The sequence below is a fragment of the Streptomyces sp. NPDC057438 genome (assembly GCF_042802995.1).
GTDB lineage: Bacteria > Actinomycetota > Actinomycetes > Streptomycetales > Streptomycetaceae > Streptomyces.
In genome coordinates, this window is sequence record NZ_JBHVDD010000064.1 from 24,678 (window position 1) to 44,670 (window position 19,993).

Annotated in this window: 24 protein-coding genes; 19 read left to right on the forward strand and 5 right to left on the reverse strand. The window is 72.2% G+C overall.

The window, feature by feature from the left end:
* Positions 1 to 34 precede the first annotated feature (34 nt).
* The 4 genes from ACFU5F_RS28730 to ACFU5F_RS28745 all read left to right on the forward strand — a co-directional run bounded on the left by ACFU5F_RS28730 (position 35) and on the right by ACFU5F_RS28745 (position 3,924).
* Complete coding sequence (locus ACFU5F_RS28730; protein ID WP_383893181.1) at positions 35 to 2,005, forward strand: LpqB family beta-propeller domain-containing protein; 1,971 nt, start codon at positions 35 to 37, stop codon at positions 2,003 to 2,005.
* Positions 2,002 to 2,931, forward strand: coding sequence for an LD-carboxypeptidase (locus ACFU5F_RS28735; RefSeq protein WP_383893184.1), 930 nt, complete (start codon positions 2,002 to 2,004; stop codon positions 2,929 to 2,931). The genes ACFU5F_RS28730 and ACFU5F_RS28735 overlap by 4 nt, the downstream gene beginning before the upstream one ends.
* A 70-nt stretch (positions 2,932 to 3,001) precedes the next feature.
* Positions 3,002 to 3,250, forward strand: coding sequence for a lipopolysaccharide assembly protein LapA domain-containing protein (locus ACFU5F_RS28740; RefSeq protein WP_383893187.1), 249 nt, complete (start codon positions 3,002 to 3,004; stop codon positions 3,248 to 3,250).
* Between the two features lie 26 nt (positions 3,251 to 3,276).
* Entirely contained in the window at positions 3,277 to 3,924 is a 648-nt protein-coding gene (locus tag ACFU5F_RS28745; protein ID WP_383893191.1) for a GNAT family N-acetyltransferase, read from the forward strand.
* Here the strand turns inward: ACFU5F_RS28745 and ACFU5F_RS28750 are convergent.
* Complete coding sequence (locus tag ACFU5F_RS28750; RefSeq protein ID WP_383893195.1) at positions 3,863 to 4,216, reverse strand: VOC family protein; 354 nt, start codon at positions 4,214 to 4,216, stop codon at positions 3,863 to 3,865. The genes ACFU5F_RS28745 and ACFU5F_RS28750 overlap by 62 nt on opposite strands.
* Before the next feature lie 210 nt (positions 4,217 to 4,426).
* Positions 4,427 to 5,389 (reverse strand): LLM class F420-dependent oxidoreductase, encoded by a 963-nt coding sequence (locus tag ACFU5F_RS28755; RefSeq protein ID WP_383893197.1) that lies wholly within the window; start codon positions 5,387 to 5,389, stop codon positions 4,427 to 4,429.
* A gap of 279 nt (positions 5,390 to 5,668) precedes the next feature.
* On the opposite strand from ACFU5F_RS28755, the gene ACFU5F_RS28760 reads away from it, so the two are divergent.
* The 13 genes from ACFU5F_RS28760 to ACFU5F_RS28820 all read left to right on the forward strand — a co-directional run bounded on the left by ACFU5F_RS28760 (position 5,669) and on the right by ACFU5F_RS28820 (position 15,463).
* Entirely contained in the window at positions 5,669 to 7,045 is a 1,377-nt protein-coding gene (locus tag ACFU5F_RS28760; RefSeq protein ID WP_383893200.1) for an NAD(P)/FAD-dependent oxidoreductase, read from the forward strand.
* Entirely contained in the window at positions 7,042 to 8,889 is a 1,848-nt protein-coding gene (locus ACFU5F_RS28765; protein WP_383893203.1) for a transketolase, read from the forward strand. Before ACFU5F_RS28760 ends, ACFU5F_RS28765 begins: the two co-directional genes overlap by 4 nt.
* Before the next feature lie 28 nt (positions 8,890 to 8,917).
* Positions 8,918 to 9,868 (forward strand): non-homologous end-joining DNA ligase, encoded by a 951-nt coding sequence (gene ligD, locus ACFU5F_RS28770; protein WP_383893206.1) that lies wholly within the window; start codon positions 8,918 to 8,920, stop codon positions 9,866 to 9,868.
* A 77-nt stretch (positions 9,869 to 9,945) separates the two neighbouring features.
* Positions 9,946 to 10,362 carry a gas vesicle protein gene (locus tag ACFU5F_RS28775; protein ID WP_383893209.1) on the forward strand — a complete coding sequence of 139 codons (417 nt, stop codon included), beginning with the start codon at positions 9,946 to 9,948 and terminating at the stop codon, positions 10,360 to 10,362.
* A gap of 111 nt (positions 10,363 to 10,473) precedes the next feature.
* A complete protein-coding gene (locus ACFU5F_RS28780) occupies positions 10,474 to 10,899 on the forward strand; it encodes a gas vesicle structural protein GvpA (RefSeq protein ID WP_383893212.1) in 426 nt (141 codons plus the stop codon).
* The gene (locus ACFU5F_RS28785) at positions 10,896 to 11,648 is read left to right on the forward strand and encodes a GvpL/GvpF family gas vesicle protein (RefSeq protein ID WP_383893215.1); all 753 of its coding nucleotides are present in this window, start codon (positions 10,896 to 10,898) and stop codon (positions 11,646 to 11,648) included. The genes ACFU5F_RS28780 and ACFU5F_RS28785 overlap by 4 nt, the downstream gene beginning before the upstream one ends.
* A gap of 66 nt (positions 11,649 to 11,714) precedes the next feature.
* Positions 11,715 to 11,978: a gas vesicle protein GvpG gene (locus ACFU5F_RS28790; protein ID WP_383893218.1), complete on the forward strand. Its 264-nt coding sequence runs from the start codon at positions 11,715 to 11,717 to the stop codon at positions 11,976 to 11,978.
* The gene (locus ACFU5F_RS28795) at positions 11,975 to 12,643 is read left to right on the forward strand and encodes a DNA primase (RefSeq protein WP_383893221.1); all 669 of its coding nucleotides are present in this window, start codon (positions 11,975 to 11,977) and stop codon (positions 12,641 to 12,643) included. The genes ACFU5F_RS28790 and ACFU5F_RS28795 overlap by 4 nt, the downstream gene beginning before the upstream one ends.
* Entirely contained in the window at positions 12,636 to 13,853 is a 1,218-nt protein-coding gene (locus ACFU5F_RS28800; protein WP_383893224.1) for an SRPBCC family protein, read from the forward strand. The genes ACFU5F_RS28795 and ACFU5F_RS28800 overlap by 8 nt, the downstream gene beginning before the upstream one ends.
* Positions 13,850 to 14,218: a gas vesicle protein gene (locus ACFU5F_RS28805; protein ID WP_383893227.1), complete on the forward strand. Its 369-nt coding sequence runs from the start codon at positions 13,850 to 13,852 to the stop codon at positions 14,216 to 14,218. The genes ACFU5F_RS28800 and ACFU5F_RS28805 overlap by 4 nt, the downstream gene beginning before the upstream one ends.
* Complete coding sequence (locus tag ACFU5F_RS28810) at positions 14,215 to 15,000, forward strand: GvpL/GvpF family gas vesicle protein (protein ID WP_383893230.1); 786 nt, start codon at positions 14,215 to 14,217, stop codon at positions 14,998 to 15,000. Before ACFU5F_RS28805 ends, ACFU5F_RS28810 begins: the two co-directional genes overlap by 4 nt.
* Positions 14,997 to 15,185 carry a gas vesicle protein gene (locus tag ACFU5F_RS28815; RefSeq protein WP_059082263.1) on the forward strand — a complete coding sequence of 63 codons (189 nt, stop codon included), beginning with the start codon at positions 14,997 to 14,999 and terminating at the stop codon, positions 15,183 to 15,185. Before ACFU5F_RS28810 ends, ACFU5F_RS28815 begins: the two co-directional genes overlap by 4 nt.
* The gene (locus ACFU5F_RS28820; RefSeq protein WP_005482371.1) at positions 15,182 to 15,463 is read left to right on the forward strand and encodes a gas vesicle protein K; all 282 of its coding nucleotides are present in this window, start codon (positions 15,182 to 15,184) and stop codon (positions 15,461 to 15,463) included. The genes ACFU5F_RS28815 and ACFU5F_RS28820 overlap by 4 nt, the downstream gene beginning before the upstream one ends.
* 20 nt (positions 15,464 to 15,483) lie before the next feature.
* On the opposite strand, the gene ACFU5F_RS28825 is transcribed toward ACFU5F_RS28820, so the two are convergent.
* The 3 genes from ACFU5F_RS28825 to ACFU5F_RS28835 form a co-directional block, all read right to left on the reverse strand.
* The gene (locus tag ACFU5F_RS28825) at positions 15,484 to 15,654 is read right to left on the reverse strand and encodes a hydrophobic protein (protein WP_383893233.1); all 171 of its coding nucleotides are present in this window, start codon (positions 15,652 to 15,654) and stop codon (positions 15,484 to 15,486) included.
* Between the two features lie 43 nt (positions 15,655 to 15,697).
* Entirely contained in the window at positions 15,698 to 16,519 is an 822-nt protein-coding gene (locus ACFU5F_RS28830; protein ID WP_383893234.1) for a class I SAM-dependent methyltransferase, read from the reverse strand.
* A 113-nt stretch (positions 16,520 to 16,632) separates the two neighbouring features.
* Positions 16,633 to 18,126 carry a bifunctional phosphatase PAP2/diacylglycerol kinase family protein gene (locus tag ACFU5F_RS28835; protein ID WP_383893236.1) on the reverse strand — a complete coding sequence of 498 codons (1,494 nt, stop codon included), beginning with the start codon at positions 18,124 to 18,126 and terminating at the stop codon, positions 16,633 to 16,635.
* A gap of 163 nt (positions 18,127 to 18,289) precedes the next feature.
* On the opposite strand from ACFU5F_RS28835, the gene ACFU5F_RS28840 reads away from it, so the two are divergent.
* Entirely contained in the window at positions 18,290 to 19,096 is an 807-nt protein-coding gene (locus tag ACFU5F_RS28840; RefSeq protein WP_383893239.1) for a sensor histidine kinase, read from the forward strand.
* A complete protein-coding gene (locus ACFU5F_RS28845; RefSeq protein ID WP_383893242.1) occupies positions 19,093 to 19,869 on the forward strand; it encodes a response regulator transcription factor in 777 nt (258 codons plus the stop codon). The genes ACFU5F_RS28840 and ACFU5F_RS28845 overlap by 4 nt, the downstream gene beginning before the upstream one ends.
* The last annotated feature ends 124 nt before the right edge of the window (positions 19,870 to 19,993 follow it).

Below are 19,993 nucleotides of genomic sequence, written 5' to 3' on the forward strand. Positions count from 1 at the left end.
GGCACACGGGGGACCGTGGGAGATGGGGGACAGGATGCAGACCCTGGCGTACGGTGCGTGGCCCTCGCCGATCGACGCGGCGCTCGCCGCGGCGCACGACGGCCAACCCGAGTTCGTGGGCTTCGTCGGCGACGAGGCCTGGTGGACCGAGCCCCGGCCCGCCGAGGGTGGCCGGCGCACCCTGGTCAGGCGGACGGCGGACGGCACGGAGGAGTCGGTGCTGCCGGCCCCGTGGAACGTGCGCAGCCGGGTCATGGAGTACGGAGGCATGCCCTGGTCCGGCGTCATGCGGGACACCGGCCCTCTCGTGGTCTTCGTGAACCACGCCGACCAGCGACTCTACGGGTTCGAACCGGGCGGTGAGCCCGTCCCGCTCACCCCGGTCTCGCCCGTGGGCGGCGGCCTGCGCTGGGTGGACCCGCAGCCGCACCCGGAACGGGGCGAGGTGTGGTGCGTCCTGGAGGAGTTCACCGGCGAGGGACCCACCGACGTCCGGCGGGTCGTCGCCGCGGTTCCGCTGGACGGCTCGGCGGCCGAGGACCGGCGCGCCGTCCGCGAACTCACCGACGACACCCGGCGGTTCGTCACCGGCCCCCGCCTCTCGCCCGACGGCCGCCGCGCCGCCTGGCTGGCCTGGGACCATCCGGGCATGCCGTGGGACGGCACCTCGCTGCTGGTCGCCGAGGTGACGGAGGACGGCCGGCTGGGCGAGCCCCGGACGGTCGCGGGCGGCCCGGAGGAGTCGGTCGCCCAGGCCGAGTGGGCGACCGACGGGACCCTGATCCACTCCAGCGACACCACCGGCTACTGGAACCTCTACCGGCTCGATCCCGACAGCGGGGACCGCACCGCCCTGTGCGCGCGGGAGGAGGAGTTCGGCGGGCCGCTGTGGAAGATCGGCTGGCGCTGGTTCGCGCTCCTGGACGACGGGCTCGCCGCCGTGGTGCACGGGCGGGGCGCCACCGCTCTCGGCATCCTCGACCTGGACACCGGTCAGGTCGTCGACGCCGCCGGGCCGTGGACCGAGTTCGCCCCGTCGCTCGCCGTGCACGGCAGCCGTGTCATCGGCATCGGAGCCAGCCCCCGCAGCGCCTACGAGGTGGTCGAGCTGGACGCGGCCACCGGCGACGCGCGTGTGATCGGGGCCGCGCACGACGACCCGGTGGACCCCGCCTTCTACCCCGAACCCCAGATCCGTTCCTTCCTCGGCCCCGCCGGACGCGAGATCCACGCGCACGTCTATCCGCCGCACCACCCCGGCTGCGTCGCCTTCAGCACCGAACTGCCGCCGTACGTGATCTGGGCGCACGGCGGGCCCACGAGCCGGGCACCCCTGGTCCTCGACCTGGCGATCGCCTACTTCACCTCACGCGGCATCGGGGTGGCCGAGGTCAACTACGGAGGGTCGACCGGGTACGGGCGGGAGTACCGCAACCGGCTGCGCGAACAGTGGGGGGTCGTGGACGTCGAGGACTGCGCGGCGGTGGCACTCGCCCTCGCGGACGAGGGCACCGCCGACCGGACCAGGCTCGCTATCAGGGGCGGCAGCGCCGGTGGCTGGACCGCCGCCGTCTCCCTCACCACGACCGACGTCTACGCCTGCGGAACGATCCTGTACCCCATCCTCGACCTCACGACCTGGGGGTCGGGGGAGACCCACGACTTCGAGTCGCAGTACCTGGAGAGCCTGGTGGGACCGCTCGCGGACGAGCCGATGCGGTACGCGGAGCGGTCGCCGAGCGAGCACGCCGACCGGATCACCGCTCCCTTCCTGCTGCTCCAGGGCCTGGACGACGTGATCTGCCCGCCCGCGCAGTGCGAGCGGTTCCTGGCCAGGATGCAGGAGCGGCGGGTGCCGCACGCCTACCTCGCCTTCGAGGGGGAGGGACACGGATTCCGGCGGGCGGAGACGACGGTGCGGGTGCTGGAGGCGGAGCTTTCGCTGTACGCGCAGGTCTTCGGGTTGAATCCTCCGGGAATCCCTACTCTGGAGCTCACCAAGTGACACCACTGACCCGACCCGCCCGTCTCGCCCCCGGTGCCCGTGTGGCCGTCGTCGCCCCCAGCGGGCCGGTGGCCGAGGAGCGGCTGAGCGCCGGGCTGGACATCCTGCGCGGCTGGGACCTCGACCCCGTCGTCGCCCCGCACACGCTCGACCGGCACCCCGACTTCCCCTACCTCGCCGGTACGGACGCCGACCGGGCCGCCGATCTCCAGGCCGCATGGTGCGACCCGTCCGTGTCCGCCGTGCTCTGCGCCCGCGGCGGCTACGGCGTCCAGCGCATGGTCGACCTGCTCGACTGGGACGCCATCCGCGCGGCGGGCCCCAAGGCACTCGTGGGGTTCAGCGACATCACGGCACTCCACGAGGCGTTCGCCACCCGCGCCGCGGTGGCCACGCTGCACGGCCCCATGGCGGCGGGCGTCGACTTCATCAAGAACGCCCGGGCCCAGGATCATCTGCGCGCCACCCTGTTCGCCCCCGAGACGGTCCGCACGATCCGGGCCGCCGAGGCGAGCACCGCCCTGGTGCCGGGCCGCGCCCGGGGCGTCCTCCTCGGCGGCTGCCTCTGCCTGCTCGCCGCCGAGCTCGGCAACCCGCACGCCCGCCCCTCCGCCCGGGGCGCACTCCTCTGCCTGGAGGACGTCGGCGAGGAGAACTACCGCCTGGACCGCTACCTCACCCAGCTCCTGCGCGCGGGCTGGCTCGACGGCGTCGCCGGCATCGTTCTCGGTTCCTGGGCGGAGTGCGAACCGTACGAGAAGGTGCGGGCCCTGCTCGTGGACCGGATCGGGGGGCTCGGGGTGCCGATGGTGGAGGAGTTCGGTTTCGGGCACGGGGAGGGGGCGCTGACGATCCCGTTCGGGGTGACGGCGGAGCTGGACACGGAGGCGGGGACCCTGACGCTGGACGAGCCGGCGCTGATCTGACCACCGGCCGCCCACGTCGGCCGGGACGTCCCACCGGGCGGGCCGCGGCGACCCGCGTCATCCTGGAGGCATGAGCCCGAAGACATCGGAACGGGTGAGGACGCACCGGCGCAGGCGGTGGGGCGACCTGCTGACACCCGGCCGGGTTCTCGTGGGTCTGCTCGCGGCCCTCGCGCTGGTCTTCGTCTTCCAGAACACCCAGAACACCGAGATCGAACTGCTGGTCACCGAGGTCACCATGCCGCTGTGGATGGCGCTGCTGGGGACGGGCCTGGTCGGGGCGGTGTGCGGAGCGTTCTTCATGAGACGGCGCAGGTGACACCCGGCCCGACGTACCGTGGCGGGGTGTCCGGACACGTTCGTCACCTCATCACTGGATCCCGCGTCGGGATCCGTCACTTCACGCCCGAGGACGGCTCCGAGTTCACCGCGCGCGTGCGGGAGAGCAGGGACCTGCACCACCCGTGGCTGTTCCCCCCGACCACGCCCGCCGCGTACGCCGCGTACGCGGGGCGGCTCAACGGGGATCCGACGAAGGTCGGGTTCCTGGTGTGCGAGTTGGACGGCGGGGGGATCGCCGGGTTCATCAACATCAACAACATCGTGGAGGGCGGCTTCCGCAGCGGCGCCCTCGGCTACGGGGCCTTCGCGCATGCCGCAGGGCGGGGGCTCATGGGGGAGGGGCTCGGACTGGTCATCGATTACGCGTTCGACTTCATGGGGCTCCACCGGCTGGAGATCAACGTCCAGCCGGGCAACGCCGCCTCGATCGCGCTGGCCCGGCGGTGCGGCTTCCGGCTGGAGGGGTTCTCGCCGGACTTCCTCTTCATCGACGGCGCGTGGCGGGACCACCAGCGATGGGCACTGACGGTGGAGATGGGACGACCGGGACCGGTACGGGGTGCCGGTCCCGGGGCCCGGAATCCGGGCCCTAGCCCGTTGCCCTGCGATCCGCGTACTCGTAGACCGAGCCGTCGGGGTGGACCGCGATGAGGTTGCGGCCGACGGGGGTGGGGATCGGGCCGGCCAGCACCTGGGCGCCGGAGGCGGTGAGGACCCGGTTGGCCTCGTCCACGTCCTCGACGGCGATGGTGGCGGTGACCTTCCGCAGGACCTCAAGCTCCGACTCCGGGCCGCTCATCAGCAGGAAGCAGCCCACGGCGGCGACCTGGACGCCCCCGCGTTCGAAACGCATCGCCGGTCCGCCCGAGAGTCTCTCGTAGAAGGGGACCGCCGCTTCCAGGTCCTCGACGCAGATGCGGAGCGTGGTACCGAGAATCTCCATGCGTACGAGCGTAGTTGGGGGCGAGCGGGGACGGTGATCGAAACGCGGGGATCGAGTGGGGATCGCCGAAGGGGGGTGCCTTCTTGTCGGCGGGTGCGGGTGCGGGTGCGGGTGCGTCGTCGGCGCGCGGCCCCACTTTTTCAGGGGCGCGGGGGAACTGCGCGAGAAGTCCCACGCACCCGCACCCGCACCCGCACGGCGCCCCTCGGCTCAGCCCGTGTCCCGCAGCCGCGGCAGCACCTTCGTGCGGTAGAAGTCGAAGAATCCACGCTGGTCCGGCCCGATCTGGCTGACGTAGACGCGGTCGAAGCCGGCGTCGGCGAACGCCCGCAGTTCGGCGACGTGTTCGTCGACGTCGTCGCCGCAGACCGTGTTCTCGCCCACCATCTGCTCGGTGACCAGCGGCTCCAGCTGCTCGAAGTGGCTCGGGGTGGGCAGGATCTGAGCCATCTCGCCGGGCAGGAGCTGGCTCGACCAGAGGTGACGGACGCGGCGGACGGCCGCGTCACGGTCGGTGCCCCAGCACACCTTGGTCCCGCCGCTGACGGGGTTCGCGCCCCCGCCGCCCTTGCGGTACTGCGTGACCAGCTCCTCGTCGGGGCCCATGGTGATGAAGCCGTCGCCGACACGGGCCGCGAGTGCGGTGGCCTTCGGGCCGAAGCCGGAGATGTCGATCGGGACGGGCTGGTCGGGAAGGGTGTAGAGGCGGGCGTTCTCCACCGTGAAGTGCGGGCCGCGGTGGGTGACCTCCTCGCCGGTGAACAGCCGCCGCATCACCTGGACCGACTCCTCCAGCATCTCCAGCCGGACGTCCGCCGACGGCCAACGGGTGCCGAGGATGTGCTCGTTGAGCGCCTCGCCCGAGCCGATGCCGAGGCGGAAGCGGCCGCCGGCCAGCACCGCGCTGGTCGCCGCCGCCTGCGCGACGATCGCCGGGTGGATCCGCACGGTCGGGCAGGTCACCGCCGTCTCGACGGGCAGCGACACGGCCTCGGAGAGCGCGCCGATCACGGACCACACGAACGGGCTCTGGCCCTGGGCGTCGTTCCACGGGTGGAAGTGGTCCGAGATCCACAGGCAGTCGAATCCGGCCTGTTCGGCCATCCTCGCCTGCTCGATCAGCTGCGCGGGACCGAACTCCTCGGTCGCCAGGAAGTATCCGTACTCGGGCATGGGGGGCACCTCCGCGACCTGTGCGGTCGGGACGGGGTCGGGTTCGCGGTCCGGGTACCCGGGGACCGGGGCGGAAACCCGTGGACGGGCCGGGCCCGGGCGGTTTGGGCGTCTTGACCAGGGGGACGCGGAAGGTCCGTACGCCAACAGGATCCGCACGCCACAGGATCTGTACGCCGACAAGATCCGCGCGCCACAAGATCCGTACGCCACAGGACCCGACCCAGAGCCTCAAGGACGCTGAGGACCCCGTATGCGCGACCCCGCCGGAGGCGAACCGTGAGCCGACCCCGCATCGTGATCGTCGGCGCCGGCTTCGCCGGCTACCGGACCGCCCGCACCCTCGCGCGGCTGACCCGCGGCAAGGCCGACATCACCCTGCTCAACCCCACCGACTACTTCCTGTATCTGCCCCTGCTGCCCCAGGTCGCCGCCGGTGTCCTGGAACCACGCCGGGTGACCGTCTCCCTCACCGGCACCCTGCGCCATGTCCGCCTGGTGCTCGGAGAGGCCGGGGACATCGACCTCGACGCGCGCACCGTGCGGTACACGGATCCCGAGGGCGGGGACGGCACGCTGACCTACGACCGGCTGGTGCTCGCGGCCGGCAGCGTGAACAAACTGCTGCCGATCCCGGGCGTCGCCGAGCACGCCCACGGCTTCCGGGGTCTCCCCGAGGCGCTGTACCTCCGGGACCACGTGACCCGGCAGGTGGAGCTGGCGGCCGGCAGCGAGGACTCCGAGAGCTGCCGCGCGCGCTGCACCTTCGTGGTGGTCGGCGCCGGCTACACCGGCACCGAGGTGGCCGCCCAGGGCCAGATGTTCACCGACGCGCTGGTCCGGCAGCAGCCGCTGCGCGGAGGCGTACGGCCCCGATGGATGCTGGTCGACATCGCGAAACGCGTGCTGCCCGAGATGGACGAGAAGTTGTCGCGGACCGCCGACGAGGTGCTGCGGCAGCGGGGCGTCGACGTGCGCACGGAGACCTCCGTGAAGGAGGCGACCCCGGACGGAGTGCGCTTGAGCGACGGGGAGTTCGTCGACACGCGCACCCTGGTGTGGTGCGTCGGCGTACGGCCCGATCCGCTCGCCGAGTCGCTGGGACTGCCGATGGAGCGTGGCCGGCTGCTGGTGGAGCCCACGCTCCAGGTGCCCGGCAGGCCCGAGGTGTTCGCCTGCGGGGACGCGGCCGCCGTGCCCGATCTGACCAAGCCGGGCCAATACACCCCGATGACCGCGCAACACGCCTGGCGGCAGGGCAAGGTGGCCGCGCTCAACGTCGCCGCCTCCCTCGGCCGGGGTGAGCCGAAGGCCTACCGCCACAGCGATCTGGGCTTCGTCGTGGATCTCGGCGGTGTCAAGGGCGCCGCCAACCCCCTCGGCGTACCGCTGTCCGGGCCGGTCGCCGGCGCGGTCGCCCGCGGCTACCACCTCGCCGCCATGCCCGGCAACCGTGTCCGGGTCGCCGCCGACTGGCTCCTGGACGCCGTACTGCCCCGCCAGGGCGTCCAGTTGGGCCTCGTACGGTCCTGGTCGGTTCCCCTGGACACGGCGTCACCGGAGCTGGCGAGGATGCCGGTGGGAGCGCCGGGTGCGGACGCGGACCGTGAGCGCAGCCGGCCCCGACACGCCGAACGTTCGGAAGGAGCGTCATGAACAGCCGTCGACTCAGCGAGCTGGCACAACAGTTGAGGGTGGACAGCGTGCGCGCGTCCGGCGCCGCGGGCTCCGGGCACCCGACGTCCTCGATGTCGGCCGCCGAACTGATGGCGGTGCTGCTCGCGAAGCACCTGCGGTACGACTTCGAACGCCCGCAGCACCCCGGGAACGACCGTTTCGTGCTTTCCAAGGGGCACGCCTCGCCCCTGCTGTACTCCGCGTACCGGGCCGCCGGGGCGATCAGCGAGACCGAGCTGATGACCTTCCGCAAGCTGGGCAGCAGGCTCGAAGGGCATCCCACGCCCCGGCGGCTGCCGTGGGTGGAGACGGCCACCGGCTCGCTCGGCCAGGGCCTGCCCGTCGGCGTCGGCATCGCGCTGGCCGGGAAACGGCTGGACCGCACCGGCTACCGGGTGTGGGTGCTGTGCGGCGACAGCGAACTCGCCGAGGGCTCGGTGTGGGAGGCCGCCGAGCACGCCGCGTACGAGCATCTGGACAATCTGACGGCGATCGTCGACGTCAACCGGCTCGGGCAGCGCGGACCCACCCGGCACGGGCACGACCTGGACGCCTACGCCCGCCGTTTCGCCGCCTTCGGCTGGCACACGATCACGGTCGACGGACACGACGTGGACGCCGTCGACCGTGCCTACGGCGAGGCCGCGTCCACCAAGGGTCAGCCGACCGTGATCCTCGCCCGCACCCTCAAGGGCAAGGGCGTCGAGGCCGTCCAGGACCGCGAGGGCCTGCACGGCAAGCCGCTGAAGGACGCGGACGAGGCGATCGCGGAACTCGGCGGCGTCACCGACCTGCGCGTCGAGGTCCGGCAGCCGCCCGCCGCCCGGATGCTGCACGCCGTACGCACCGGACACCTGGAGCTGCCGCGCTTCGAGACCGGCGACGAGGTCGCCACCCGTGACGCCTTCGGGCAGGCGCTCGCCGCGCTCGGAAACGCCCGCGGCGACATCGTCGCCCTGGACGGCGAGGTCGGCGACTCCACCCGCGCCGAGTTCTTCGCCAAGGAACACCCCGAGCGGTACTTCGAGTGCTACATCGCCGAGCAGCAGCTGGTGGCCGCGGCGGTCGGGCTCGCGGCGCGCGGCTGGGTGCCGTACGCCTCCACGTTCGCGGCGTTCCTCACCCGGGCCCACGACTTCATCCGCATGGCCTCGGTCAGCGGGTCCGGCCTCAATCTCGTCGGCTCCCACGCGGGCTGCGCCATCGGCCAGGACGGGCCCTCGCAGATGGGCCTGGAGGATCTGGCGATGATGCGCGCGGTGCACGACTCGACGGTGCTGTACCCGTGCGACGCCAACCAGACCGCCCGGCTCGTCGCCGGCATGGCCGGCCTCGAGGGCATCCGCTATCTGCGGACGTCCAGGGGCGCTCTGCCCGTCCTCTACAGCCCCACCGAGGAGTTCCCGGTGGGCGGCAGCAAGGTGCTGCGCGCCTCGGACACCGACCGGCTGACGGTCGTCGCCGCCGGGGTCACCGTCCACGAGGCCCTCAAGGCCGCCGAGGCGCTGGACGCCGAGGGCATCCAGGTCCGGGTGATCGACCTGTACTCGGTCAAGCCCGTCGACCGCCGCACCCTGCGCGAGGCCGCCGAACGCACCGGCTGCATCCTCACCGTCGAGGACCACCGAGAGGAGGGCGGTCTCGGCGACGCGGTGCTCGACGCCTTCCTCGACGGCCGCCCCGTGCCCCGCCTGGCCCGCCTCGCCGTCCGTACGATGCCGGGCTCGGCCTCCCCGGAGGAGCAGCTGCGCGAGGCGGGCATCGACGCCGAGTCGATCGCGGCGGCCGGGCGGCTCCTGGTGGAGTACGCGATCGCGCCCTGAACCCCGCGTCCACGGAAGGGAGTCGGAGATGGGGAACACGCACCCGATGAGGGTCGGCCGCCGGACCGTCGAGATCCACCGGCCGGACAAGGTGCTGTTCCCCGCCGCCGACGGGGACGGTGAGGGCGGTGGTGGTGACGGCGGCGGCAGAAAGTACACCAAGGCCGATCTCGTCGCCTACCACCGGGCCGTCGCCCCGTTCATGCTGCCGCATCTGCGCGGGCGCCCGCTGATGCTGGAACGACACCCCGACGGCGTCGACGGGCCCATGTTCATGCAGAAGAACACCCCGGAGCACTACCCGGAGTGGATCGAACGCGTCGAGGTCCCCAAGGAGGGCGGCACGGTCGTCCACCCCGTGTGCGAGGACGCCGCCACCCTCGTCTACCTGGCCGACCAGGCCTGCCTCACCCTGCACCGCTGGCTCTCCCGGACCCGTGACGTCCACCGGCCCGACCGCCTCGTCTTCGACCTCGACCCGGCGGTGGACGACTTCGCCCGGGTCCGGGACGCCGCCGTCCTCCTGCGGGAGCTGCTCGACGAGCTGAGGCTGCCGTCCGTGCCGATGACCACCGGATCCAGGGGCGTCCACGTCGTCGTACCGGTGAACGGCCGCGAGGACTTCGACGAGGTCCGCGCCTTCGCCGGGGAGATCGCCGAGACCCTGGTCCGCGCCCGACCCGAGCGGCTGACCACCGAGGCCCGCAAGAAGGACCGCGGCGACCGGCTCTACCTCGACATCCAGCGCAACGCCTACGCCCAGACCGCCGTCGCCCCCTACACCGTGCGCGCCCGGCCCGGCGCGCCCGTGGCCATGCCCCTCACCTGGGAGCAGCTCGCCGACCCGGCCGTCGACGCCCGACGCTGGACCCTCGCGGACGCCGTGGAGCAGGCCCGCACCGACCCCTGGGCGGGGGCGATGAGCAGGGGGCGGGCCCTGGGGCCGGCCCGGCGGCGGCTTGCGGCGCTGCACGGCTGAGACGGGCGGCGAGGACGCGTACCGGCCGGGAGAGGTTTGGTCAACGGACGTGGGGCCACTCGGTGTTCGAGGTGGCCATGTCGAACACATCCAGCACGGCAAAAACACAGAAAACACAGAACTCGCGTACATCCCGAAAAGCCGACGAGCCCGACGAGGCGGACGAGGCACGGGAGCCGACGGAGGAGCAGGAGCAGGAAGCGGAGGAGGCGCGGGAACCGGCGGAGGACCGGCCCAGCCCCATGCAGGTGCTGCGTCATGCGCGGACCCAGCTCGCGGAGCTGACCGGCATGGCGCCCGAGTCCGTGTCGTCGTTCGAGCAGACCGAGGACGGCTGGACGCTGGAGGTCGAGGTCCTGGAGATCGCCAGGGTCCCCGACACGATGAGCCTGCTCGCCAGCTACCGCGTGGAGCTCGACCCCCGCGGCGAGCTGACCGGCTACCGGCGCGTCCGCCGCTACGAGCGCGGGAGGGCCGACCCGCACCGCCGGTAGGCCCGCGTCCCGCGGAGACACCCACAGTCAAGATCCACAGCCAAGAGTCACAGTCAAGAGTCACAGCCAAGATCGACAGTCAAGATCCACAGTCAAGGAGGATCGGCCGGCATGACCGTAGTACCGGCACAGCAGTCCGGCGGCGGAGGCGGCAGTAGCGGCCTGTACGACGTCCTGGAACTCATTCTCGACAGGGGGCTCGTCATCGACGCCTTCATACGAGTCTCCCTGGTCGGCATCGAGATCCTGAAGATCGACGTCCGGGTCGTCGTCGCCAGCGTCGACACCTATCTGCGCTTCGCCGAGGCGTGCAACCGGCTCGACCTGGAGGCCGGGCCGCGCAAGAACCCCGGCCTGCCGGACCTCGTCGGTGAGATGACCGAGTCCGGCGCGCGCGGCAAGTCCAAGGGGGCGCTGTCCGGCGCGGCCGAGACGATCTCCGACGCGTTCAAGCAGTCCCGCGAGGAGAGCCAGTCCGAGGCGCGCCCGCGGGCCCGCAGGACCACCAGCTCGCGCAAGAAGGAGGAACAGGAGTGAGCACGTACGTCTACGGCATCACCGCCGGCTCACATCCCGCCCTCCCCGAGGGCATGGGCGGCGTGGGCGAGCCCCCGCGTCCGGTGCGCGTCCTGAAGGAGGGCGACCTCGCGGCCGTCGTCAGCGAGGCACCCGAGGGGCTGCGCCCCAAGCGCAAGGACCTGCTCGCCCACCAGAACGTGCTGAGCGAGGCGGGGGCGGGCGGCGCTCTGCTGCCCATGCGGTTCGGCAGTGTCGCACCGGACGACGCGTCCGTCACCGCGGTGCTCGCCGAACGCGCGAAGCACTACCTGGAACGGCTCGGCGCCCTCGACGGCAAGGTCGAGTACAACGTGAAGGCCAGCCACGACGAAGAGGCCGTGCTGCACCGCGTGATGGGCGAGAACCCCGAGCTGCGCGCCATGACCGAGGCCAACCGGCAGGCGGGCGGCGGCACCTACGAGGACCGGCTGCGGCTCGGCGAGATGGTCGTCGCCGCGGTGCAGGCCCGCGAGGCCGAGGACGCGGCGGAGCTGCGGCGGGCGCTGGAGCCGGCCGCGGACGACGTCAGCGCGGGGCCCGACTCCACCGGCTGGCTGGCCAATCTGTCCTTCCTCGTGGCCCGGGACTCGGCCGCGGGGTTCGTAGACGCCGTGGAGGAGGTCCGCAAGAGCCATCCGCACCTGGAGGTGCGTGTGAACGGGCCGCTGCCGCCGTACAGCTTCGTCGAACCGGGGCCCGCGCAGCCCGCCGGTACCACCACGCACTGACGACACGTTCCACACAGGTCCACGGCGCGCCGGAGCACGGCGTTCCCCGGTCGAGGAGGCGAGTACATGGGACTGATCACCGAGGTGCTGCTGCTGCCGTTCGCACCGGTGCGCGGCAGTCTCTGGACGGTGCGGCAGGTGCTCACCGAGGCCGAGCGCCAGTACTACGACCCGGCGGCCGTCCGTGCCGAACTCGCCCGCCTGGAGCAGCGGCTGGAGGCGGGCGAGATCGGCGAGGAGGAGTTCGACCGTCTGGAGGACGAACTGCTGGACCGGCTGGAGATCAGCACACAGAGAAGCACTGGAACCGGCAACGGGACGACACCATGAATCGAATCGGGCTTGGCCTCGCCGTAGGGGCCGGATACGTCCTCGGACGTACGAAGAAGATGAAACTCGCGTTCGCGGTCGGCACGATGGTGGCCGGAAAGCGGATGCAGCTGAGCCCGCGCGCGCTCGCGGACCTGGTCTCCCAACAGCTGCTGAACAACCCGCAGTTCAAGGAGATCGGCGACCAGCTCCGCGGGGACCTGCGCGGGGTCGGCAAGGCGGCCACCGGCGCGCTGGTCGAGCGGCAGATCGAGGGACTCGCCGACCGCCTGCACGGACGCACCTCGCAGGTGCGCGACCAGCTCGCCGGTGAGGCGCCGGACCTGCCGGGACGCGGCGGGAAGGGCCGTGACGACGACGCGTACGAGGACGAGGACGAGGACGAGCCGGAGTCGTCCGACGCCCGTGACGAGGATGAGGAGCCCGAGGAGCCCGAGGAGAAGCCCTCGCGCAGGCGCCCGGCGAAGAAGTCGCCCTCCCGGGCCGACGCGAAGCCGGCCGCGAAGAAGACGGCTCCCGCGAAGAAGACCGCCGCTCCGGCGCGCAAGACCGCGAGCAAGCGGGCGGCGGCGAAGAAGACGGCGCCCGGCAAGGCCCCGGCGAAGAAGACCGCGCGCAAGGCCACCGGCTCGCGGCCCACGAGGGGAGGCGGTGGCGATGACTGAGACCCTCGGCACATCAAACGGACGTGCGACGGATCGGGCGCAGGACGCGACGACGAGCAACCCGCTCAGCGACGTGGTCCACGGTGAGGCCGTCGACCGCCTCAAGGAGGAGGCCCGGGAGTATCTGGCCGCCCAGGTCCAGCGGATGCTGGTCGGCGCCGGGCGCAAGCTCGGCGAGACCACCGGCAAGCTCAACGACATCGCGGAGGGCAACAGCCCCGGCTTCGCCCAGCTCGCCCTCGACGGCGGCCGCAAGCTCGCCGAGGGCAAGGGGCCGCTGCGCACCGCCCTGGAGGTGGGCGCGGGCCGCGCCAAGGACAACGTGCTCGGCGGGCTCAAGAATCTCTTCGGCGGCAAGGGCAAGGGCAAGGGCGGCTCGGGCAGCAAACCCACGGTGATCATCGAGTCCATCGACGTCGGGGTGCCGGTGCGCACCGCGTACGACCAGTGGACCCAGTTCCAGAGCTTCAGCACCTTCGCCAAGGGGGTGAAGAGCGCCAACCGGGCCGACGACACCCACTCCGACTGGCAGATGAAGGTCTTCTGGTCCAACCGCAGCTGGAAGGCGCACACCACCGAACAGGTGCCCGACCAGCGGATCACCTGGACGTCGGAGGGCGCCAAGGGCACCACGAAGGGCGCGGTCACCTTCCACTCCCTCGCCGACGACCTCACCCGGGTCCTGCTGGTCATCGAGTACTACCCGCAGGGCCTCTTCGAGAAGACCGGCAACATCTGGCGCGCCCAGGGCCGCCGGGCCCGGCTCGACCTCAAGAACTTCGCCCGCTTCATCACCCTCAGGGGCGAGGCCGAGGACGCCTGGCGCGGCGAGATCCGCGACGGCGAGGTCGTCGTCAGCCACGAGGACGCCCTCGCGGAGGAGGAGCAGGAGGAGGAGCGCGACGGGCGACCGGAGGACGAGGCGCCGGAGGACGACGAGCCCGAGGCCGAGTACGCGGACGACGAGCCGGAACCCGGCGAGGACGAGCCCCGCGACGTCGACGAGACGGACGAGCCGGACGAGACCGACGAGGCCGCAGAGTACGACGAGGAGGACGACGAAGGCGAGCCGGAGGACGCGGAGGAGGTCCCCGAGGACGAGTACGAGGACGTTCCCGAGGCCGAGGGCGACGCCGAGGAGGACATCGAGGAGGAACCGTACGAGGATGAGGACGAGGAACCGGCCGCCGCGGGCAGGGGCCGTCGATGACCTTCCCCAGCCGGGTCCCCGAGCCGTACGGCCAGAGCGGCGGGAGTGCCAATCTGGCCGACATCCTGGAGCGTGTACTCGACAAAGGTCTGGTGATCGCGGGTGACATCCGCATCAACCTGCTCGACATCGAACTGCTCACCATCAAGCTGCGCCTGATCGTCGCCTCCGTGGACAAGGCCAAGGAGATGGGGATCGACTGGTGGGAGACCGACCCGGCGCTGTCGTCCCACGCCCGCCGCGACGAACTCTCCCGGGAGAACGCCGAGCTGCGTGCCCGGCTCGCCGAGCTGGACGAGGGCGCGTACCGGCGGGAGCCGGAGCCGGCCGTCGAGCGCGGTCGCGCCAGAGAGGAGCCCACATGACCGGACTGCGTTACGTGTACGCCGTCTGCCGCCCCTTCGACGCGGCGCTCCAGTCCCAGCTCACCGGGGTCGCGGGAGCGCCGCCCCGGCAGCTGCGCCACCACGATCTGATCGCCGTCGTCAGCGAGGTGCCCGCAAGCGACTTCGCGGAGCAGCCGCTGCGCGCCCATCTGGAGGACCTGGACTGGCTGACCGCGACCGCCCGTGCCCACCAGAGCGTGATCGACGCCCTCACCGTCGTCACCACACCCCTGCCGCTCCGGCTCGGCACCGTCTTCCGCGACGACAGCGGTGTACGGGTGATGCTGGAGGCCCGCGAGGACGGCTTCCGGCGCACCCTGGACCGGCTGGAGGGCCGCGTGGAGTGGGGTGTCAAGGTGTACGCGGAGTCCGAGGAGCAGGAGCGTCCCCAGGAGCCCGCGAAGGTCTCCAGCGGGCGTGACTACCTGCGGCAGCGGCGGCGCAGCCACCGGGCCCACGAGGAGATGTGGGAGACCGCCGACCGGTTCGCGCGCTCCCTGCACGCCACCCTCGCGGAGTTCGCCGAGGACACCCGGCTGCACGCCCCGCAGAACTCCGCGCTCTCCGGCGCCCCGGGACGCAATGTTCTGAACGCGGCCTACCTCGTGCCGCGCGCCCATTCCGAGGAGTTCGTGGAACTGGTGGACCGCACCAAGGGCGAGGAACCGGGGCTGCGGGTGGAACTCACCGGCCCGTGGGCGGCCTACTCCTTCAGCGGTGAGGGCGACACCGGCCAGGAGAACGTGGAGGGCGGCCCGTGACCGTGATCGAACGCCGTGAGGTGGCCCTGGTGGACCTCCTCGACCGGCTGCTCGCCGGCGGGGTCGTGATCACCGGCGACCTCACCCTGCGGATCGCGGACGTCGATCTCGTCCGCATCGACCTGAACGCCCTGATCAGCTCCGTGAACGAACAGGTTCCCGCACCCTGGGGAGGCGTCGAGTGACCGGCCGCAACCGCGTCGAACTGGAGCCCGACACGGTGGAGAGGGACCTGGTCAAGCTGGTCCTGACCGTCGTCGAGCTGCTCCGTCAGCTCATGGAGCGGCAGGCGCTGCGCCGGTTCGACACCGGCGAGCTCTCGGAGGACCAGGAGGAGCGCATCGGGCTCACCCTGATGCTGCTCGACGACCGGATGACCGAGCTGCGCGAGCGCTACGGCCTGCGGCCCGAGGACCTCAATCTGGACCTCGGGCCGCTGGGACCGCTGCTGCCGCGGGAGTGAACGAACCGTCGCCGGTGGGTTCACCACCTGTACCAGCGTCCCCTTCCTCCGGAGGCGGACTTGCCGCGCACCAGGAATCCGAGGAGCCACAGCACCAGAACGACCAGTGCCACATACCAGAGAACCTCGACCGCGAATCCGGCGCCGAAGAGAATCAGCACCAGAAGCAGTACCAGCAGGATGGGAACCATTTCGCAAACCTCCTGCTGGTGCGGGTCTCCCGGTTGCACCGATTCAGGCCGATTTGCGGCAGAGAATTTCTCCGTGCAGCACGGCGAACCAGCCGTCCTCCCGCCGGCCCCACTCCCGCCAGGCCGCCTCGATCTCCCGAAGTCGCTCCATCGTGGCGTGACCGCTTTCGGTCGCCCGCTCGGCGTACGCGGAGGTGACCGTCCGGTCCGCCCACAGTCCGCTCCACCAGGCCCGCTCCTCCGCCGTGGTGTAGGTCCAGGTGGCGGAGGTGGCCGTGATGTCGGTGAGCCCGGCGCGCAGGGCCCAGGACTTCAGCCGGCGCCCCGCGTCGGGCTCGCCGCCGTTGGCACGGGCCACCCGGCGGTACAGGTCCAGCCAGTCGTCCATGCCGGCCGACTCCGGGTACCAGGTCATCGCGGCGTAGTCCGAGTCCCGGACGGCGATGATCCCGCCCGGCCTGGTCACCCGGACCATCTCGCGCAGCGCCTGCACCGGGTCGCCTACGTGCTGCAGCACCTGGTGGGCGTGCACCACGCGGAAGGTGTCGTCCGGGAAGTCCAGTGCGTGGACGTCGGCGACCGCGAAGTCCAGATTGGTCAGGCCGCGTCCGGCGGCCGTGGCGCGGGCCTGCTCCAGGATGCCGGGCGCATGGTCGACGCCGGTGACGTGACCGTCCGGGACCAGGGCGGCCAGGTCCGCGGTGATGGTGCCCGGGCCGCAGCCGATGTCCAGGACCTTCATGTCGGGTTCCAGCGAACCGAGGAGATAGGCCGCCGAGTTGGCGGCCGTCCGCCAGGTGTGCGAGCGCAGCACCGACTCATGGTGTCCGTGCGTGTAGACGGCGGTCTCCCGTGCCTTCGACATGGCCGTTCCCCTTCCACGAGGTCCGTGAGGTCCACGAGTTCGTGCTCGAACCGTACGCGACCGTGCCGAATTATGAGACCGCCGTCTTGAATGGTGGACATACCCGGAAGGGCTCAGTGCATCGGCACCGGCCGGTAGACCGTCAGCGCCTCCGGGAGCTTCCGCAGTGTCAGGTCGCCCTGCGCCTCGGCGACTTCACCGTCGTAGGCGAGGAGGGTGCCCGGCGCGATGCCGTCCACCCGGAGCCGTCGTACGCGGACCGCCGCGTGGGCCGGGGTGCGGGTCAGCGGGCCGGCGAGGGCCGCCGCCAGCAGCCGCAGGGCCGGGCGGCGGCCGCCGTGCACGACCCGGACGTCCAGCAGGCCGTCGGCCAGGTCGTAACGCCGGGCCGGGGCGAGACCGAGCCGGTGATAGGTGCCGTTGCCCGCGAACAGCAGCCAGATCGGGCGGGGCCTGCCCTCGAAGGTGGCCTGGAGCGGATGACGGTCGGCCCGCAGGACCCGCAGGGCCGCGATCACCCCCGCCGGCCAGCCGCCGACCGCCTTCTCCCAGCGTTCGCGCTCCCGCACCAGCTCGGGGTACACGCCCAGGCTGAACGTGTTGACGAAGTGCCCCTCCGTCTCGCCGGTCCGGAAGTGGCCGAGGTCCACCCGGACGGCCTCGCCCTGGCGCACCGCGCGGCCCAGGTCGCGCACGTCCTCCACGCCCAGGTCGAACGCGAAGTGGTTGAGCGTGCCGCCCGGGAGCACGGCGAGGGGGAGGCCGTGGCGCAGGGCCACCTCGGCGGCGGCGTTCACCGTGCCGTCGCCGCCGCACACGCCGAGCACACGCGCGTGGGCGGCGGCCTTCTCCAGTTCGGCGCGCACGTCCTCCGGCTCGCACTCCACGGTCTCGGCACCCGGGAGCACGTCCCGCAGGGCGCGCACCCGGTCCGACGTGCCGGAGGCGCGGTTGGCGACCACGACCAGGCCGTCCCCCTCCGGCAGCGCCGGCGCGTCCACGTACGGACGGCCAGGCGGCGGCAGCTGGTCACGGGTCGGCACCATGCCCCGTACGGCGTAGGCGGCGCCCACGCCCAGTGCGGCGCCCACCAGGACGTCGCTCGGGAAGTGCACGCCCGTGTACACGCGGGACAGGGCCACGGCCGTCGCCAGCGGCGCCACCGCCGCGCCCCAGCCGCGTGACTCCAGGGCGACGCCGGCCGCGAAGGCCGCGGCGGAGGCGGAGTGGCCGGACGGGAACGACGTGGTGATCGGCTGCCGTTTCAGCTGCCGGGGCAGCGGGACGTTGTCCAGCACAGGGCGCGGGCGGCGGACGGTCCGCTTGCCGAGCGTGTTGATCGTCGCCGAGGCCAGGGCGAGCGAGGCGACGCCCCGGACGGCCGCCCTGCGAGCGCGCGGACTGCGGGTCGCCGCGATCGCCGCCGCCGTCGCGAACCACAGCACCCCGTGGTTCGCGGCGCGGCTCAGCTTCGGCAGGAGGGGGTGCGCGCCCGGCCAGTCGCGGGTCGCCACCGCGTTGAAGATGCGGCTGTCCGCGGCGAGGAAACGGTCCCGGAGGATGTGGTGGCCCGGGGGGCGGACGGTGAGGTCGACGTCTGGGGTCATGGTCCACGGGTACCCCATGGCGCCGCGAGCCTGTCGGGCGGGGTGGAAACCGTCCCTGATATGTCGGGTAGCGAACTGATTGTCGTACCGGTAATGGCCGTGCAGAATGCACGGGACCGCCCTCGCCCCTCACCTGAGGGCGGCTTTTCGAGGAGGACGGGCCATGGTCACCGTCTGGTGGTTGTCGGTGGCCGCGCTCGGTGGCGCGGGAGTCGCCGCCCTGTCGACGTTCCTGCGGATGCGCGGGGCCGCCACGGCCCGGATCGCGGAACTGGGACAGCTGGAGCGGCTCGTGGAGCGGCGGGCGGAGCAGGTGACCGCGCTCAGTCACGAGCTGCGCACACCGCTCAGCATGGTCAAGGGTGCGGTGGACCTGTTGCGCGAGGGGACGCCGGGTCCGCTGACGGCGGCGCAGGAGCGGCTGCTGCAGGTCGCCGACCACCAGTCCACGCAGGTCATCGGTCTGTGCGAGAGCCTGCTGATCCAGGCCAAGATCGAGGCCGGTCTCTTCACCCCGCGGATGGAGAAGGTCGACGTGTCGGTGCTGGTGCGGGACGTCGTCACCGCGATGCGGCCGCTGTGCGCCCAGCGCGAGCAGCGGATCGGTCTGGACGTGCCGCAGGTGATGCCGAGGATCCCGGCGGACCCGATGCTGCTGACCCAGGCGCTGACGAACCTGCTGTCGAACGCCAGCCGGTTCACCACCACGGGCGGCAGCATCGACGTCCGGGTCGCGCTGATCGACACCGGCGTCGCGGTGTACGTCACCGACGACGGTGCCGGGATGACACGGGCGGAACGGCACCGGCTGTTCCACCGCTTCGCGACCGGACGCCCCCTGGCCGACGGGACCGGCCTCGGCCTGGTGATCACCAAGACGGTGGTGGAGCTGCACGGAGGCGAGATCATGGTGCACACCGCGTCGTCCCGGGGGACGACGTTCCTGCTGACCCTGCCGGACGCGTCATGACGGTGGAGACGCGGACGGCGGTGGGGCCCACCGTGCTGGTGGTGGACGACGAGCCCCAGATGACGATCATCATCGAGTTCGCCCTGGAGACCCAGGGCTTCACGGTGCTCACGGCACACGACGGGGCCACCGCCCTGAACCTGCTGCGCACCCGCGCCGTCGACCTGGTCGTCCTGGACGTGATGATGCCGGCGATGGACGGGCTCACCCTGTGCGGACGGATCCGGGCCCGCTCGGACGTCCCGGTCATGCTGCTCACCGCGCTGTCCCAGCACGACGACGTGATCGCCGGTCTGGAGCACGGCGCGGACGACTACGTGACCAAGCCGTTCCACCCGCGAGAGGTGGCCCTGCGCGCCCAGGCCCTGGTCCGACGGCACCGCCGGGGCAGCGGGGCCGCGCTGCGCGTGGGCCGGCTGGTGATCGATCCGGTGGCGCAGTCGGCGAGTCTGGGCCCGCACCGGCTCGACCTGCCGTTCACGGAGTTCAAGCTGCTGACCCACCTCGCGTCCCGGCGGGGCGTGCCGCAGTCCTGGCAGGACCTGCTGCGGGAGGTCTGGGGCACCTCGGACCTGCTGGGCGGCCGGGACGTGGTCAAGTCCACGGTGTACCGGCTGCGCTCGCGGCTGGCCGGAGTGCCGGGCGGCGCCGCGTACATCCGCACCCTGCGCGGGGTCGGCTATCTGATGCCGGACCTGTCGGCGGACGACGAGGGCGCCGAGGGCGCCGAGGGTGGCCCCACCGCCGTACCGGACGGTCCGCCCGCCGGGTGACCGGCCCCGGCGGCACAGGTGACGTCCTCGGTGACGGCGCTGTCACCGGGGCTCACTCCGCCGTCACCGGGGCCCCGTTCACCCGCTCCTAATCTGGCCGAAACATCGCCCGGCCGAGCCGTAC

Excerpts from the sequence above, each read along its gene's own strand:
- ACFU5F_RS28730 (WP_383893181.1), top strand. The coding sequence starts at position 35 with ATGCAGACCCTGGCGTACGGTGCGTGGCCCTCGCCGATCGACGCGGCG.
- ACFU5F_RS28740 (WP_383893187.1), top strand. The coding sequence starts at position 3,002 with ATGAGCCCGAAGACATCGGAACGGGTGAGGACGCACCGGCGCAGGCGG.
- ACFU5F_RS28750 (WP_383893195.1), bottom strand. The coding sequence starts at position 4,216 with ATGGAGATTCTCGGTACCACGCTCCGCATCTGCGTCGAGGACCTGGAA.
- ACFU5F_RS28755 (WP_383893197.1), bottom strand. The coding sequence starts at position 5,389 with ATGCCCGAGTACGGATACTTCCTGGCGACCGAGGAGTTCGGTCCCGCG.
- ACFU5F_RS28765 (WP_383893203.1), top strand. The coding sequence starts at position 7,042 with ATGAACAGCCGTCGACTCAGCGAGCTGGCACAACAGTTGAGGGTGGAC.
- ligD (WP_383893206.1), top strand. The coding sequence starts at position 8,918 with ATGGGGAACACGCACCCGATGAGGGTCGGCCGCCGGACCGTCGAGATC.
- ACFU5F_RS28775 (WP_383893209.1), top strand. The coding sequence starts at position 9,946 with ATGTCGAACACATCCAGCACGGCAAAAACACAGAAAACACAGAACTCG.
- ACFU5F_RS28780 (WP_383893212.1), top strand. The coding sequence starts at position 10,474 with ATGACCGTAGTACCGGCACAGCAGTCCGGCGGCGGAGGCGGCAGTAGC.
- ACFU5F_RS28790 (WP_383893218.1), top strand. The coding sequence starts at position 11,715 with ATGGGACTGATCACCGAGGTGCTGCTGCTGCCGTTCGCACCGGTGCGC.
- ACFU5F_RS28795 (WP_383893221.1), top strand. The coding sequence starts at position 11,975 with ATGAATCGAATCGGGCTTGGCCTCGCCGTAGGGGCCGGATACGTCCTC.
- ACFU5F_RS28800 (WP_383893224.1), top strand. The coding sequence starts at position 12,636 with ATGACTGAGACCCTCGGCACATCAAACGGACGTGCGACGGATCGGGCG.
- ACFU5F_RS28805 (WP_383893227.1), top strand. The coding sequence starts at position 13,850 with ATGACCTTCCCCAGCCGGGTCCCCGAGCCGTACGGCCAGAGCGGCGGG.
- ACFU5F_RS28810 (WP_383893230.1), top strand. The coding sequence starts at position 14,215 with ATGACCGGACTGCGTTACGTGTACGCCGTCTGCCGCCCCTTCGACGCG.
- ACFU5F_RS28825 (WP_383893233.1), bottom strand. The coding sequence starts at position 15,654 with ATGGTTCCCATCCTGCTGGTACTGCTTCTGGTGCTGATTCTCTTCGGC.
- ACFU5F_RS28830 (WP_383893234.1), bottom strand. The coding sequence starts at position 16,519 with ATGTCGAAGGCACGGGAGACCGCCGTCTACACGCACGGACACCATGAG.
- ACFU5F_RS28835 (WP_383893236.1), bottom strand. The coding sequence starts at position 18,126 with ATGACCCCAGACGTCGACCTCACCGTCCGCCCCCCGGGCCACCACATC.
- ACFU5F_RS28840 (WP_383893239.1), top strand. The coding sequence starts at position 18,290 with ATGGTCACCGTCTGGTGGTTGTCGGTGGCCGCGCTCGGTGGCGCGGGA.
- ACFU5F_RS28845 (WP_383893242.1), top strand. The coding sequence starts at position 19,093 with ATGACGGTGGAGACGCGGACGGCGGTGGGGCCCACCGTGCTGGTGGTG.